The organism is Acidicapsa dinghuensis, from assembly GCF_025685685.1.
Classification (GTDB): domain Bacteria; phylum Acidobacteriota; class Terriglobia; order Terriglobales; family Acidobacteriaceae; genus Acidicapsa; species Acidicapsa dinghuensis.
In genome coordinates, this window is record NZ_JAGSYH010000005.1 from 35329 (window position 1) to 51336 (window position 16008).

11 protein-coding genes are annotated in these 16008 nt (G+C 52.0%); 10 read left to right on the forward strand and 1 reads right to left on the reverse strand.

The genetic code is table 11. The annotated features are described in order from the left end of the window. The first annotated feature begins 5 nt into the window (after nucleotides 1-5). The 3 genes from OHL22_RS15085 (at nucleotide 6) to ligD (ending at nucleotide 3969) form a co-directional block, all read left to right on the forward strand. Complete coding sequence (locus tag OHL22_RS15085) at nucleotides 6-1142, forward strand: SGNH/GDSL hydrolase family protein (protein ID WP_263339013.1); 1137 nt, start codon at nucleotides 6-8, stop codon at nucleotides 1140-1142. Between the two features lie 298 nt (nucleotides 1143-1440). After that, nucleotides 1441-2142 (forward strand): lipid-binding SYLF domain-containing protein, encoded by a 702-nt coding sequence (locus OHL22_RS15090; protein WP_263339016.1) that lies wholly within the window; start codon nucleotides 1441-1443, stop codon nucleotides 2140-2142. Between the two features lie 204 nt (nucleotides 2143-2346). After that, nucleotides 2347-3969: a non-homologous end-joining DNA ligase gene (gene ligD / locus OHL22_RS15095; protein ID WP_263339018.1), complete on the forward strand. Its 1623-nt coding sequence runs from the start codon at nucleotides 2347-2349 to the stop codon at nucleotides 3967-3969. A gap of 47 nt (nucleotides 3970-4016) precedes the next feature. On the opposite strand, the gene OHL22_RS15100 is transcribed toward ligD, so the two are convergent. Continuing rightward, entirely contained in the window at nucleotides 4017-4169 is a 153-nt protein-coding gene (locus OHL22_RS15100; RefSeq protein ID WP_263339020.1) for a lmo0937 family membrane protein, read from the reverse strand. 680 nt (nucleotides 4170-4849) lie between these two features. On the opposite strand from OHL22_RS15100, the gene OHL22_RS15105 reads away from it, so the two are divergent. The 7 genes from OHL22_RS15105 to OHL22_RS15135 all read left to right on the forward strand — a co-directional run bounded on the left by OHL22_RS15105 (nucleotide 4850) and on the right by OHL22_RS15135 (nucleotide 16007). After that, complete coding sequence (locus OHL22_RS15105) at nucleotides 4850-5923, forward strand: glycoside hydrolase family 16 protein (RefSeq protein WP_263339022.1); 1074 nt, start codon at nucleotides 4850-4852, stop codon at nucleotides 5921-5923. Between the two features lie 22 nt (nucleotides 5924-5945). Beyond that, nucleotides 5946-9011, forward strand: a complete 3066-nt coding sequence (locus OHL22_RS15110) for a sensor histidine kinase (RefSeq protein ID WP_377819500.1) — start codon at nucleotides 5946-5948, stop codon at nucleotides 9009-9011. Further along, nucleotides 9004-9633: a response regulator gene (locus OHL22_RS15115; protein WP_263339026.1), complete on the forward strand. Its 630-nt coding sequence runs from the start codon at nucleotides 9004-9006 to the stop codon at nucleotides 9631-9633. Before OHL22_RS15110 ends, OHL22_RS15115 begins: the two co-directional genes overlap by 8 nt. Before the next feature lie 278 nt (nucleotides 9634-9911). After that, nucleotides 9912-10175 carry a TQO small subunit DoxD gene (locus OHL22_RS15120; protein WP_263339029.1) on the forward strand — a complete coding sequence of 88 codons (264 nt, stop codon included), beginning with the start codon at nucleotides 9912-9914 and terminating at the stop codon, nucleotides 10173-10175. 434 nt (nucleotides 10176-10609) lie between these two features. Then, nucleotides 10610-10996: a BlaI/MecI/CopY family transcriptional regulator gene (locus OHL22_RS15125; protein WP_263339032.1), complete on the forward strand. Its 387-nt coding sequence runs from the start codon at nucleotides 10610-10612 to the stop codon at nucleotides 10994-10996. After that, complete coding sequence (locus tag OHL22_RS15130; protein ID WP_263339035.1) at nucleotides 10993-12837, forward strand: M56 family metallopeptidase; 1845 nt, start codon at nucleotides 10993-10995, stop codon at nucleotides 12835-12837. Before OHL22_RS15125 ends, OHL22_RS15130 begins: the two co-directional genes overlap by 4 nt. Nucleotides 12838-13106: 269 nt before the next feature. Further along, nucleotides 13107-16007: a TonB-dependent receptor gene (locus OHL22_RS15135; RefSeq protein WP_263339037.1), complete on the forward strand. Its 2901-nt coding sequence runs from the start codon at nucleotides 13107-13109 to the stop codon at nucleotides 16005-16007. The last annotated feature ends 1 nt before the right edge of the window (nucleotide 16008 follow it).

Genomic DNA, 16008 nt, shown 5'->3' on the forward strand with positions numbered 1-16008 from the left:
TCCTTATGCGCATCTTTCGACACAACTCGCTTCTGCAGCTTGCAACAGCAGCTTGTGGCTTTGCATTCACGATGGTTTTGTTGGACTCAGAGGGCCTGAAGCAATGGGCTTTGCAACTCGAGGTCAGCCAAACGTCGCTTATCGCTGTGCAACTCACCTCGCGACTACGACAAATGCTGGCTCCGCTTGGGGTGTCGGCGATGCGCCAGGAAGCACTCGCCGCCTTAAATCGCGTGGGGTGGAGCGATGACCCGGCGCAGTTTGCGTCTGCCCAAGCATCATTGCTTGTAAACAGTCCACATAACGGGAATAGCAGCGCGAAAGTGCCAACGCCTGAAACTTTAGCGCTCACTACAACGGCACACCCTTCAGTTACCCGGGGTTCGATCATAGACGATGTACCGCAGCATGTTTCGCTTACTCCTCTTCCCCAACTGATGACCGGCCAGCGTCGTGCGATGGCGCTGGTGGGCGATTCGATGATGGCGGTGGCTCTCAGCGACATTCTGCTGCGCCAGACTGCAGGCAACTCTAATTTGCAAGTCATTCGTGCATATCGCTCAGGAACAGGTCTCGCACGCCCGGATGTCTTTAACTGGATGCAGGAATATCACGCGATGATTGCAGATCAAGAGCCAAACGCAATCTACGTAGCGATCGGAGCAAACGATGGCCAAGGATTTGTTGAGAACGGCACGGTACTCGCGTTTGGCACGCCTGCCTGGATTGCAGTCTACGAAGAGCGGACCACAGCTTTTCTAAATCTGCTAACGGCCCATGGCGCCCACGTTGTCTGGATCGGGCTGCCACCGATGAAATCCGGTATCTATAACGCCAAAATCGCTCAGATCAATCGCATCGCTTACAGCGTTGTCAGCCGCAACCCGCTGGCAGTGTGGTGGAATCCAGCGACTTATATTGGCGATGCCACGGGAGCATATCGTGACTTTGGCCAGACATCAGACAGCAGGACCGTACGGCTGCGCGCTCAGGATGGTATTCACCTTTCGGATGATGGCGCGGCTCTGCTTGCTCCGGCGTTACTAAGATGGTTAAACACTCCTAAGCCAGATGCCGCACAGATTGCCCCGACGGAATCTCTCGGATCACCAAAGGAAGAGCATGCGACCGGTCTGCGGTAGGTATGTTGCGAAAGTTCGTCGCGACGATATCTCCCGATTTGGGATTGTGATTGATTTAACGCCGGATAAATGAACGGCGCCACCTTTCCCGACCGGAAAAAGAGGGAATAAGCGGGCAACAAACCGTTATCGTTCTGCATCTTTTCCTGCGAACGGGATTGAATCGAAACTTTCTTTTCGTGATTCACCGCTGTAACTGAGACCTCCCCTTGAGTACCCGTTGCATCCTAGATGGAGAGAGAAGCAGCATATCCTTTCGGAAAAGTGCATCGAAACAAACAACAAAAGGAGAAAAGAAATGAAGAAGCTGCTTGGCCTGATGCTTCTGGCGGGAATATCCATGACACTTCCTGCACGTGCCGCTGACGATACGCAAAAACTTGATTCTCGCCTGGATTCCGCGCGCGCGGTGATTGATCAGATCATGTCTGTACCCGACAAAGCGGTGCCTGACAGCATTGCGAAACAGGCAGTCTGCATCGGCGTGATACCCAGCGTGGTCAAAGGAGCTTTTATTGTAGGCGCCGAATATGGGCAAGGCGTTGTCACCTGCCGTACTCCGCATGGATGGAGCGCTCCAGTATTCATCCGCATGGCTGGCGGATCGTTTGGATTTCAAATTGGCGGACAAGGCACCGATCTTGTTCTCGTAGCTGTCAATCACAAGGGATTTACTGATCTGCTCAAGAGCAAATTCAAGATTGGCGGCGATGCGTCTGCTGCCGCTGGTCCCGTTGGGCGCGACGCACAAGCAGCTACTGATATAAGCATGAGAGCCGAGTTGCTAACCTGGTCACGCAGCCGCGGCCTCTTTGCGGGAATCGACTTGAATGGCGTCTCGGTCAGCCAGAATACGGCAGACACTAATGAACTTTATGGTGGAGATCACAGCTTCGAGCAGATTCTGCATGGCTCGGTTCCGCCTCCTGAAGCAACCCGTCCGTTCCTGCGGGCCATCAGCCGCTATTTCGGCACCGCACAGGTAAGAGCTGGAGAATAACCTCCGTCAACAGGTAGTCGAGATGCTCTGCTGCATAGTGGAGAATGCACAGAGCATCCAAACTAAAACAGAAAACGGCTGACTACGTTAGATTTCCTCATTGCCTTCCCTAGACACTGAAGTTCCTGCAACAGAGCGCGAGATTCGCATAATCAGAGGCGAATCTCGCGATTTTTATTGGTTCGTGACAAATGGAGTTTGCAAATGAGCGCAAAGCGTAATAGCAAACAGAAGCCCGCCGAGGCCGTGGAAAAACAACTCGAACGGTACCGGGAGATGAGGGATTTTGGTATTACCGGTGGTGAGCCGCGCGGAAAGAATGCTGCTCACAAAGCATCTGCCAAGCTGCCTTTTGTTGTGCAGAAACATGCCGCGTCTCATCTTCACTACGATTTTCGCCTGGGCTGGAATGGCGTGTTGAAGAGCTGGGCTGTGGCAAAAGGCCCAAGTATGAATCCGGCCGACAAACGGCTGGCCATTCAGGTAGAAGATCACCCCGTTGAGTACGGCGGCTTCGAAGGAATTATTCCTCAGGACCAATATGGCGGCGGCACTGTTATGGTTTGGGATTACGGAACATGGGAACCTCAGACTGATCATGCGGATGTGAACGAGGAGCTTGAGAAAGGATCTTTGAAATTTACGCTGCACGGGACCAAGCTCAAAGGCAGCTGGGCGCTTGTGCGAATGAAAAGAAAGTTTGGATCAGAGACGAAGCCGGCGTGGCTTCTGATAAAAGAGCATGATCGCTATGAACGCGATGCAGAGGACATATCTATTGTTGATGAAAAGACAAAAAGCGCGTTGACTGGGCGGGGCATGGAGGCGATCTCAAAAAGCGAAGATCATGTGTGGGCTCCAAAGACCAATGCTTCTGCATCAAGAAAGGCCCGTCATCACCAAGTTCAAAAGATGAATCGATCCACTACAAAGGTCGAGGCATCACAATCACCTGTCGTATTGACACACCCGGAGAAGATTCTCGACGAGGAATCAAAGCTAACAAAACAGCAACTGGCAGACTACTATCTATCGATTGCAGACGGTATCCTGCCCCATATTGCGAATCGCCCGCTATCCATTGTGCGCTGCCCGCAAGGCTCTTCCAAGCCGTGCTTCTTTCAAAAGCATGCGACAGATTCGCTGTCCTCGGCTATCGAGTCTGTTTTGATCAAAGATAAGAAAAGCGATAAAGCAGAGCCATATATCACGATTTCTACAAAAGATGCTCTGGTGGAGCTCGCGCAACTAGGTGTTCTGGAAATTCATCCATGGGGTGCTACAAACGACGATCTTGAGCATCCAGATCGCATCATCATCGATCTTGATCCGGATCCATCGATTTCATGGCCTACGCTTGCCGCAAGCGCCATCGCTGTCCGCAATTTATTCAAAGAGATAAACCTCGACAGCTTTCTCAAGAACACGGGTGGAAAAGGACTGCATATTGTCGCGCCGGTGATCCCGGATCAAGATTGGACTGCGATTAAGCAACTTGCGCACGAAATTGCTTTGCATCTTGAGAAACAGGATCCACGGCTCTTCATCACGAAGATGAGTAAGGCTGAGCGAAAAGAAAGAATTTTTGTCGACTATCTGCGTAATGAGCGAGGTGCAACCGCAGTAGCGCCGTATTCACCACGAGCCCGTAGCGGAGCTCCTGTTGCGCTGCCACTTCCATGGTCTGCACTCGACGGATCCGAGCGTCCGCATGCTTTTGTGGCGACTGCAGCGGAGTGGAACCACGGAGGCGATCCGTGGGTAACAATGCGAAGGCTGAGGCAGGATATTGACCTGGAAAAAGCCTTCCATATCCTCAAAACCTAAAGATGGCGGACTACCGAAAGTCCGCCGCTTAGTAAAGAACCTGTGAGCTAGACAATGGGACGACGACCACCTACGAGCTGCAGGATGAGTACTACCAGCGCTATCAGAAGCAAGATGTGAATGTAAGCTCCGAGCACGTGAAAACCAATAAATCCGACTAACCACAGCACGAGCAGTATCACGAAAATAGTCCAAAGCATAGTTGGCTCTCCTATCTCATTAACAAACTGATCATGGGATGCGGGCCTACTTATGCGTGTTGTACCTCTGGTTAGTGGAGTGAGCAAAAGTGGATAGGAGCCGTTGCATCGACTCGGGGACAGCGTTAGATAGCCGGCCGGTCATCAATCCCGCACAAGGATTGTGGCTTCTTCACGTATACGGGCGCGGATTTACGGTTGGGCAAGCGAATCCTTCAGAGGGGCAGGCTTAGTGCGCAAATGGAAGCTTCGCTCTTCCTCATGCGCTTTCACAAGAAGATATTCTGTCGACGCATGCTCCGAAAATTTGCTCCTACAAGCGCTCTAAGCTCTGTCATCAATTGAATGGTCTCCGGTGAACGGTTTCCTGGTAAGCTCCGGCACTCCCTTCCAACCCTTTTGGATCGAAATCCTGACATGGTCTCGTCTGCTATCATCTGGCCACGCAGTATGTTGCGGGATGATTCCCCGGCAGGCATATACCCTGCTGATCAGGCCGGTATCGGAACAATAAAGGCCAATCCATTCGATAGAGTGGTCTTTTCTTGAGCCCGACAGAGTTCTGCTGCACAAAGTTCGTTGACTTCATGGCAGCAGTTGCAATTTTCAACACCACCTAACTTCATCTACCGGACCATTTTCTCGGAGAACGACATGATTCGGCAGCAATCTCGTTACCAATGAAAGCCTCTTACATCTCCCTGCCATATTTCCGGTTGCTGCTATTGACTCTTCTCGTCTGCTGCGCCTCTTGCAAATCTTCATTTCAAAAGTCGCCAGCGATCGAATTTACCCGTGTTCCTCAAGCGAATCCTGGAGGGCCTGACTTGCTTGACCTCATCGAAGGGCGCGTAGAAAACGCTGCACCCGATCAACAAATTGTGCTCTATGCACATGCGGGCGCCTGGTGGATTCAGCCGACCACGGATCAACCCTTCACGAAAATACAACCCGATGGTACATGGAAAAACTCCACGCATCTTGGCACGGAGTATGCAGCACTCCTAGTAGCCCCCAACTATCACCCCGGCGCAAAATTAGATACCCTTCCTCCTTTAGGTAAAGGCGTGTCCGGTGTCATGGTCAGCAAAGGAACGATAGGAATGCCCGCATCGGAAAAACTGATTCACTTCAGCGGATACGATTGGATCGTACGCGCAGCAAGCAGCAGTCGCGGCGGCGAAACGAATGCATACTCTGCTAAAAATGTATGGACCGATTCCAAGGGGTATTTGCACCTACGCATGACGATGGAAGATGGCCATTGGACTTGCGCTGAAGTCAACCTCAACCATAGTCTTGGCTATGGCTCATACCGATTTGTATTGGAAGACAATTCTCATCTACCTCCTTCTGCAGTCGTTGGCTTGTTCACCACGGATGAAACCAGGAGTTCCATCGTCGAGAATGAGCTCGATGTTGAGCTAAGCCAATGGAGCAAGCCGAATTCCAAGAATTCGCAATATCTTGTGCAGCCGTACTACATTACTGAAAACGTCGCGCGATTTTCAACTCCTGACGGCTTGGTAACGCATTCGTTTCGATGGCAGCCGGGCAAGGTATCTTTCGCTTCCGTTCGTGGCCGGATGATACACCCTGACTCAAAGCCATTCGCCCAGCATGTCTTCACATCAGGCGTGCCTGCCGCGGCAGCGCAAACGGCACACATTGATTTATATGATTTCCATCACTCTCAAAGTCACCTGCAAGGCCCAGTCGAGGTTGTCATTGAGAAATTTGAATATTTACCGTAATAGCCGTTCTCCATATCTACGAATGAGCAACCTCGTGGCCTTCGTTGTGCTGGCGTTTGTATGCCTTGGATCTATGGTGGGCAGATGCAGCAACCCAAAGATATCGCAATACGTTCATGACGATTGGAATTCAGAAAAAGGGTTTCTCGGAGGAGCAGTCAATACCATCTGTCAATCCAGCGATGGTTATCTCTGGATTGGAACTGAACGAGGACTTGTTCGATTTGATGGATATACCTTTGCCCTGATTCAACGGCCAATACCTGATCTTCCACCGATTGGATCTGTCCGGGCGTTGATAAACGACGCAAATGGAACTCTCTGGATCCAATCAGAGGGGTTAGGTCTTGTTCTCTACCATAACGGCCACTTTGAAGAAGCTACCTCTTCATTGCAATTACAGGAATCAACTGTAATTGCCCTTGCGCGCAATCAAACGGGAGACCTTCTCTTCTCGGGGCCGGATAACATGGTGTTGCAACATCATAATTACGCACTGCAAACGTTAATAGATGCGGACAGGATTCCGGGCACAATCATATCGCTGGCACAAACCAGAGACGGTTCGCTTTGGATGGGAACCCAAGATGACGGACTGTACCGGAGCGACAACGGCCACTACTCTCTGATTTCTCCGTTTACCGACACGGCTATCGTGTCGCTGCTTCCAGCCGAAGGGGGATCGATACTGATCGGCACCGACGATGGGTTGCTGCGCTGGAATGATGGAGTGTTGACTTCCCTCTCGACTCGCTGGACAAAGGGCACGCTACAAGTGCTGAGCATGATGAGAGACTCTGACGGAGACGTCTGGGTAGGGACAACTCATGGACTGTGGCGTTTGGAAAATTATGACGAGGCAATTCAAGTACGCACTATTTCTAATCCCGACGGTCCTGTACGCGCTTTGTATCAGGATCACGATGGCGGCATATGGCTTGGCATTGCTCGAGGTATAGAGCGGTTTCACGAAGGTCTCTTCAGAACATTCTCCACTGCCGAGGGTGTACCCTCGGACAACAACGGTCCCGTTTACGTGGACAACGTGGGACGGACATGGTTTGCACCAATCTCAGGCGGCCTCGATTGGCTCCAGGATGGGACGTTGCATCACTTAGCGAATACGGATCTTGACGGTGACGTAATTTATTCGATCGATGGCCGAAAAGGAGAGATATGGCTTGGTCGTCAGACCGGCGGGTTGACGCTGCTGAAAGAGTCCAGCAAGTCTTTGAAAACGCCTTCCTTTTCAATCCACAATTACACGACAACCCAGGGACTCGCACAAAACAGCATCTTTTCTGTCCGATGTAATCCGGATGGCTCGGTGTGGGCTGGAAGCTTGAACGCCGGTGTATCCCTATGGAAAAACGGGACGTTCATACGCTACACAACTGCACAAGGCATGCCTTCCAATTCGGTGAATTCCATTGTCGAATCTCAGGCCGGCACAATATGGTTTGCCACTCCGAATGGCCTGGGTTCGTTCTCCAATGGCAAGTGGCATCGATATACAACGTCAGATGGACTTCCGTCTTTGAATGTTTTCTCTCTATTTGGGGATGGACATGGTGTGCTCTGGATTGCAACTGCGGCGGGCGTTGCTTATGAGATACAGGGGAAATTTCACACACTGTATAATTCACCTGCTTTACTCAATGAGCCAATCTTTGGCATCGCGCAGGATGGATTAGGGAATCTTTGGTTTTCAACATCCGATCATATTCTCGAGGTAAATCGCGACAAGCTCTTAAGCGGCTCACTTGACGATTCCGATGTTGAAAGTTTTGGACCTAAAGATGGCCTACGCGACATCGAAGGCGTTCGACGCGATCGTTCTCTTGTTTCCGATGGCCTTGGCCGTATTTGGGTTTCGCTCAGTCGAGGACTGGCAGTTGCTGATCCCATACGCAATCTGCGCAATGCTATTCCGGGATCAGTACGCATTGACTCCATGCTGGCCGGCTCAGACGCGATCAATCTACATGGTTCTCTCAAGATCGCTCCGGGAACGCGGACTATTATTTTCAATTATGCCTCCACAAATCTTTCGGATCTTGACAGGGTTCGCTATCGTTACACGCTCGACGGCTCCGGACAAGGTTGGAGCCGTATTATCGATTCGCGGCAAGTGGTATTCAGTAATCTTGAACCGGGGAAATACAGGTTTCGAGTGGTCGCATCCAGCGTAAATGAACTCTGGAATGGCCCAGAGGCAGACGTATCCTTTCAGATCTCTCCTGAGGCATGGCAAACATGGTGGTTTCGCGTCGGTTGTTTGATTGCGATCCTGCTGGTAATCGCTACCTTGTACAAACTACGTGTAACCCATCTCACACGGCAACTCAACATGCGCTTTCAGGAGCGTCTTGCAGAGCGCACCCGCATCGCGCAGGATTTGCATGACACCCTGCTCCAAGGTGTCCTCAGCGCTTCCATGCAGCTTGATTTGGTCGAAGATCGTTTACCTGAAAACTCTCCAGCCAGATCGCGGCTGCATCGTGTTCTGCAGCTTATGAGGCAAGTCATCGATGAAGGCAGACGCGCACTCAGCGGCCTGAGAAACGATGGCATTGCCGCGCCTCTGCTTGAACAAGCCCTCTCGCAACTGAAGCACGATTTCCCTATTGATGAGAACATTTTCTACCGTGTCCTTGTACGAGGAGACTCACGGCCGCTGCATCCCATCGTACGCGATGGCGTCTGGCATATAGGTCGCGAGGCTGTCGTCAATGCGGTCTTACATTCCGGCGCTACCTTCATTGAAGTCGACGTAGAATACCTGAGAAAGTCTCTTCGGCTCTTGATACGCGACGATGGACGCGGCATGGACCCAAAGATACTTGAATCAGGACGCAAAGGGCACTGGGGGCTGATCGGCATCCGCGAGCGCTCCGAGGCAATCGGCGCTACTGTGACGCTTCGGAGCCGTGTTGGGGCCGGCACCGAAGTAGAGTTGACTGTTCCCGGGGCCATCGCTTTCGCCGATGGCTCTACGCGTCGAAGCGTTCACTGGATTATGAATAGCCTTCAGCCGAAGAGATATAAAGAGAGGCAAACAAACAGTCGGGAGGATAGCCATGACTGACGATGTTCGAATTCGCATACTCAGCGTCGATGACCATCCGCTCATTCGCGAAGGTATTGCAGCTGTCATTGCCAATGAACCGGATATGGAATTGATTGCCGAGGCCTCGACAGGGCGAGAAGCAATTCAGCGTTTTCGCGAATATCGACCCGATGTGACGCTGATGGATCTTCGACTTCCCGACATCTCCGGCATCGATTCGTTAATCGAAATTCGTGCTGTCAATTCTGACGCGCGAGTCATCATGCTGACTACGTTTGAAGGAGATGCGGAGATAGAACGCGCGCTTCGAGCAGGAGCACAGGGATACATGCTGAAAAGCATGCCGCGTAAACAAATGTTGGAAACAATACGAAGAGTTCACGCCGGGAAGAAGCATATTCCTTCCGAAGTTGCTGCACTGCTGGCCGAACATGTGGGCGAAGAATCACTGAGCAAACGCGAACTCGAAGTTCTGCAGAAGATCGCTGGCGGTAACCGCAATTCCGATATTGCTTCTTTACTCTACATTTCAGAAGAAACCGTCAAAGGGCACGTTCGCAACATCATGGAGAAACTCGGAGCCAGCGATCGCACGGAAGCCGTTGCAATCGGTTTGCGCAGAGGCATGATTCATCTCTGATAGTTAGTGCATTCGTGGAAAAGCGATTTTGCAAGATAGAAAATCAACCCTTTCGAGGGATTACCGGCAGCTAGCCCGCAGCCTAGACTTTCTGTGAATGCTGAAGCATGCCAGGGAGGTAGCGGCTGCAACTGCTTTTCCCATCATTCCCGCATGGCGGTCCGGGTATTGGCCTGTTGCTTCTGCGGCTTACAGTCGGCGTGAGTGGATTGGCTGATGGCTACCACATAATGCGGCTCACTATTGACTTAGGCTCGGCCCGTTGGACACCTGGCCTTTTGGAACTGCTGGTCGGAATAATCCTGGTTACCGGCTTTCTGACACCCATCGCGGCAGCGGTGGCTGCAATTCGTACACTGTGTATTGGTTTGCCATTATTATCTGCACAGGATGCTACGCTGCATGCGGATGAATTCGCGCTGCTGTATCTAACGGTCCTCTCCGTTGCACTGGTATTGCTCGGTCCCGGAGCATTCTCTATCGACGCATGCCTCTTCGGAAGACGAGAAATCATCATTCCTAAAAGCAGACCTGAAACTTGAGATATCTACAACAGCTTCGCTTTGGAGTTAACGCCGTTGTCACTAGCGGAGTTCGCTAATTGCCAACCGATCGATGTGATCGTAAACCTGGTTTTCGCTGCTCATTCCCCAACAAAAGGAATAATTTGTCGTACTGACACCGGAGTGGATCGACCGACCTGGTGAAATTGCGGCTACCTGTTGGCACCTACAAGATGCCACGTTTCGTTTGCACGTGTTGATCGTCGACAAGGTGATCGTTGCATCGCCAAACCAACGTTGTGGGGCGTTCTAATTTCATCCTGCTCAACACTCTCAGAGCAGAACGAAAGCCTCCGTCTCGTGACCGGACCCATCAGCGGCTGCCGATGAAGTCACCCCCTAAGGAGTTTCATCAAAAGGTTTGACAATTTCTATGACACTTGTCATAGTTCCTATGACAGGAGTCTGCGAATATGGCAGCAGTTCGATTAACGAAATTTGAAATGGAGATCATGGAGGCCCTTTGGGCCAAGGGCGAGGCCTCTATTCGAGAGATACAGGAGTCGCTTCAAGGCAGAAAACGTCCTGGCTATACGACTGTACAGAAGATGGTCTATCGGCTTGAGGAGAAGAAGGTGTTGCGCCGCGTACGCAAGGTCGGTAATTTTCATTTGTTCGCAGCGACATTAACACGCAAGTCCGCACAACGCAGGTGGGTAAACGATCTACTGGCGATCTTTGGTGGCGAATCGAGACCGGTGATGGCCCATCTGATCGGCGCAGGCAAGCTGACATTGGAAGATATCGAATTTGCCGAGCAGGCCCTCAAGAAAGCAAACCTTGGAGGTAAAGAAGAATGAGCGGAGTCCTCACCATAATCGGTACGCGGATCGGTCCTGCATTAGCTAATCACTTGTGGCAATCAACCGGCTTCGTAGTTCTGGTCTGGCTTCTGACGATGCTTCTTAGGAAGGATCGCGCCCGGACACGCCATCTCCTTTGGTTTGCGGCGTCGCTGAAATTTTTAATCCCTCTCTCTGTGTTGATTGGACTCGGTGCTCATTCACTCAAGCTGCAGCCCACACTTGTGCCTCAGGGAACTTCATTGTCGACAACGGCGCACATCTTAGAGCAACCCTTTTCGAGCGAGGAGCGAACTTTCTATACAGAAAATTCGACTTCACAAAGGACCTACTCTGACTGGCTTATTCCGGCGGCGGCGTTGGCCTGGATGCTCGGCGCGATGGTAATTGTGTCGATCTGGGTTATGCGGTGGAAGAAGGTCTCACGTTTACAAAGAATGGCTTTTCCATCAGAGCAAGGAACTGAAGTAGAAGCACTTAGGACGCTTGAGCTCCAAATGGGACTGCGCCGCAAGGTCGTCCTTCTCCGATCGAAAGAAATGACAGAGCCCGGTATCTTTGGGATCTTTCGTCCCGCGCTGCTTTGGCCGGAGCGCCTGACTGAACAACTGACAACTGAAAATCTGGATGCCATTCTTGCGCACGAACTCATGCACGTGCGCCGGCAGGACAATCTGATAGCGGCTATCCACATGGTGGTGGAAGCTGTGTTCTGGTTTCACCCCATGGTTTGGTGGATTGAGTCGCACATGCTGGAGGAGCGGGAACGAGCATGCGATGAGGCTGCCGTGGAGCAAACGAGCAGACCGGAGGTTTATGCGATGAGTTTGCTTAAGGCGTGCCGGTTCTGTGCGGAATCTCCTATGACATGCATCTCGGGAATCACCGGCGCGGATCTAAAGACACGAGTCATTCGTATTCTGTCGAATCCAGTTGAATGCCGAATAAGCCTGCAGCGACGGATTGCGCTCGCCGTAGTGGCAATCCTTTGCGTGAGCGCTCCGGTTACGCTCGGCATCTTTGGCCAAGCGCAAGAGAATACAGCGACGTCGCAGGCTAACACGGAAAAGAAGCTACCAGAGTTCGATGTGGCTTCGATCAAGCCGCATAAGGACGACCCGGCGAGCGGAATGATGATTGGTGTTCAATTCACTCCGGATGGCGTGAAGGTATCAGGCATGCCGCTCAACGAACTTATTCGTGCGGCATTTGGTATATCGCAGGATCGCGTACTAGGTACACTGGGATGGACCAAGACAGCTCGATACGACATTGAAGCAAAGGTGAGTGCAGCGGATGTATCCGCACTGGACAAGATCAAAATGGAAGATCGCTGGGCAATGATGCTGTCTCTTCTGCAGGACCGGTTTGGCCTGAAGTATCACCACGAGACGAAGGAACTGCAGGTGTATACACTGGTGGCCGGGAAGGGCGGTCCTAAGCTGAAGGAGTCGCCGCCTGAGGCGGGCGATGACAAGAACCATGCTAAACAGATGATGCGCATGTCATCCGAAGGCATGACGATGGAAGGTGACGATGCGCCGATCGAGAACCTTGCACATGCACTCTCGCTCCAGTTAGGTGCGACTGTGATCGACAAGACCGGCCTGACAGGAAAGTATGACTACAAGATGACATGGGTTCCTGAACAGGGTATGCCGATGATGCCGCACGGACCAGGAGAAGGATCTGAACCAGGCGGTGGCGCAACGACGCGTCCTACAGGCCCCTCGCTCGTTGCAGCACTTCAGGAACAGCTTGGGCTGAAGCTCGAATCGAAGAAGGAACTGGTGGATGTGATCGTCGTGGATCAGATCAATCAGCCATCGCCGAATTAAGGCATTTTTCAAATTAGTGTGGACTTTCCGAAAGTGTAAGCAGGTGATTTCTCTTGAGGAAAAATTCACTTAAAGGTCGTGGCTTCGGTCTACGCCACTTCAGAACATACGTTAACGATTCCCGGAGACTGCGGATGCGTTGTTGGCATGCGGTCAGATGTCTGATGGTGAGCCTGTGCTTATTCAGTTGCGCGATGATGGCGGCGGCTGCACCTTATGCAGGGAGAGTCACATTCCAAGGCCTTGCTGTTCCGGGCGCAACAGTAACGATGACTCATGGCTCGCAAAAGCTCGCAACTGTAACGGGTATAGGAGGGGTATTTCAATTTGATGATGTGGCTGATGGCGAGTGGATGATCGAGATCGATCTACAAGGTTTCGAAACTATCCATGCAACGGTGACGATAGGGCCACATATAAAGAGCGTAAGCTGGCCATTGGTGCTTGAGACAACCGCACAACTGACGGCGCATTCGCGGCCTGCACTCGCGCCGGATATAGAAGAAACTGCCAGCGCCACAGTGAAACAGACCAAGGATACGAAGAAGCAACCAAGCGACGAAGTGGAGATTCCGAAGGTGCAGGAGCCGGAGGAGCAGAGTCAGGACGGATTTCTGGTGAATGGAAGCCAGAACAACTCAGCTACATCTCCGTTCACGATCGATCCGGCGTTTGGTAATGCACACGGGAACAGGCGCTCACTCTACAACTTTGGTTTAGCAACATTTATCGATAACTCAAGCACAGACGCACGGCCGTATTCGGTAAGCGGCGTGGAGGCGCCGAAGAACGATTACACGCATGTGACGAATTCCGCTCAATTCGGTGGGCCGTTAAATATTCCACATCTAATGCCCAAAGGGCCAAATCTGTTTGCGGCATATACATGGACGCGCGTGAGTAATGCAGCCATCAATACTGGTCTCGTACCGACCCTGGCAGAACGCAATGGCGATCTGTCGAGCCTGCCAGTATCAGTGAAGGATCCCGTGACCGGAGAGCCTTATGCAAACAACCTGGTTCCGGTCAGTTCCGAAGCGGCTGCGCTGCTGGCGTTATATCCCGAGCCCAATATCTCTGACGCTAGTGCATACAACTATCAGACGGCGGTATTGAACGCGACACATCAGGACACGGTGCAGCTTCGGCTTGAGAAGTCGATTGGTCATCGCGATCACTTTTACGGAGGATTCAATCTTGAAAGTACTCGAGCCGAAAGCATGAATCTATTGGGGTTTGTCGACACGACCAATGTGTTAGGCATGAATACGAATGTGCACTGGCTTCACCGGATCAATCCACACTTCTTTTTGAATGCCAGCTTTAACTTCAGCCGCCTACGAACACATATTGTGCCTCAATTTGATGGCCGCGTGAACATCTCCGGTGAGGCAGGCATTACAGGCAACGATCAGGACTCAACGAACTGGGGACCGCCTGCTCTGAACTTTGTGAGCGGGATTGCGGGCATGAGCGACGGAAATAGCGCATTCAATCGCGACCGCACAGATGCTATTTCTGTTGCGATGAATTACTATCGCGGGCCGCACAATATTTCAGCGGGCGGAGATTCTCGCAGGCAAGAATACAACTATCTCGCGCAGCAGAATCCGCGCGGCTCATTTACATTTACGGGAGCAGCAACAGGATCAGACGTTGCAGACTTTCTGGTTGGCGTTCCCGATGCGAGCACCATTGCCTACGGCAACTCTGACAAATACTTTCGCGAGCCTGTGTATGACGCCTATTTCACTGATGATTTCCGCGTGAACTCAGCTCTTACGGTGAACGCAGGCGTACGTTGGGAGTATGGAGCTCCGATGACGGAGCTTTTCGAGCGTCTCGTAAACCTGGATATAGCCAACAATTTCAGCGAAGCAGAGCCTGTGTTGGGCAGCAATCCGATCGGACCGATCACGGGCACGCACTATCCGTCTTCGCTGATGCGACCAGATCGTACAGGCATAGAACCTCGCATCGGAATTTCATGGCGACCATTTCCTGCATCATCGGTAGTTGTGCGTGCTGGTTATGGTATCTACTACGACACTTCGGTATATCTGCGCATCGTGAACCAGATGTCGCAGCAAGCACCACTGTCAAAAAGCCTTAATGTCGAAAACAGCGCGATGTGCCCACTGACATTAGCGAATGGATTTCAGGATTGTTCAGCATTCACGAGCAGCACCTTTGCGGTTGATCCGCATTTTCGCGTGGGCTATGCGCAGGTAGGGAATCTTGAGATGCAGCGCGATCTGCCGTTCGCGTTACAGGTAGTGGCAAGCTATGTTGGCACAAAAGGAACGCATGGACCTCAGGAAATTCTGCCAAACAGCTACCCGATCGGTGCAACGAATCCCTGCTCAAGCTGTCCTTCAGGATTTGCATATGAGATGTCCGGCGGCGATTCTACGCGGCATGAAGGACACATCCAACTGCGACGAAGACTGTTGAATGGATTAGGAGCGTCGGCTGCGTATATCTACTCGAAGTCAATTGACGACGACGCGTACTTAGGAGGGGCGGGGCACGTCGTAGCGAGCAGCCCCGGCGAAGCGCCAGGAGCGGCAGGAACAACGGCCGCTGCTATTGCGCAGAACTGGCTGTCTCCGCGATCAGAAAGGTCATTGTCGAGTTTTGATCAACGGCATTTGTTGAACGTGCAAGCGCAATACACCACAGGCCAAGGGTTGCATGGCGGCACATTGCTAAGCGGATGGAAGGGTCGGGCCTACAAGGAATGGACGCTGACAACAACATTGGCCTGGGGTGCAGGTAAACCGGAAACACCGGTATATCCCGCTGTAACTCCAGGGACCGGTTTCTCTGGATTCATCCGGCCTGATCGGACGAATGAGATGATTTATGGCGGGACGACAGGTCAACATCTGAATCCTGGTGCGTACTCTGCCCCCGCATCCGGAGTATGGGGCGACGCCGGACGCAACTCAATCACTGGGCCGGGGGAATTGACTCTGGACAGCTCGCTGCAGCGCACGTTTCGCCCACATGAAAAGTGGTATCTCGATCTCCGCATTGATTCAACTAACACGCTCAATCATCCGGCGTTCTCAAGCTGGAACTCGACTATCGGCAATACGCAATTTGGCCTACCGGTTTCCGCCGGCTCAATGCGCAGCCTGCAAACGGTATTGCGCCTCAGGTTTTAGC

Coding starts and splice junctions, on each gene's coding strand:
- OHL22_RS15110 (WP_377819500.1), top strand. CDS start 5,946: ATGAGCAACCTCGTGGCCTTCGTTGTGCTGGCGTTTGTATGCCTTGGA.
- ligD (WP_263339018.1), top strand. CDS start 2,347: ATGAGCGCAAAGCGTAATAGCAAACAGAAGCCCGCCGAGGCCGTGGAA.
- OHL22_RS15130 (WP_263339035.1), top strand. CDS start 10,993: ATGAGCGGAGTCCTCACCATAATCGGTACGCGGATCGGTCCTGCATTA.
- OHL22_RS15090 (WP_263339016.1), top strand. CDS start 1,441: ATGAAGAAGCTGCTTGGCCTGATGCTTCTGGCGGGAATATCCATGACA.
- OHL22_RS15115 (WP_263339026.1), top strand. CDS start 9,004: ATGACTGACGATGTTCGAATTCGCATACTCAGCGTCGATGACCATCCG.
- OHL22_RS15135 (WP_263339037.1), top strand. CDS start 13,107: ATGACTCATGGCTCGCAAAAGCTCGCAACTGTAACGGGTATAGGAGGG.
- OHL22_RS15105 (WP_263339022.1), top strand. CDS start 4,850: ATGAAAGCCTCTTACATCTCCCTGCCATATTTCCGGTTGCTGCTATTG.
- OHL22_RS15085 (WP_263339013.1), top strand. CDS start 6: ATGCGCATCTTTCGACACAACTCGCTTCTGCAGCTTGCAACAGCAGCT.
- OHL22_RS15100 (WP_263339020.1), bottom strand. CDS start 4,169: ATGCTTTGGACTATTTTCGTGATACTGCTCGTGCTGTGGTTAGTCGGA.
- OHL22_RS15125 (WP_263339032.1), top strand. CDS start 10,610: ATGGCAGCAGTTCGATTAACGAAATTTGAAATGGAGATCATGGAGGCC.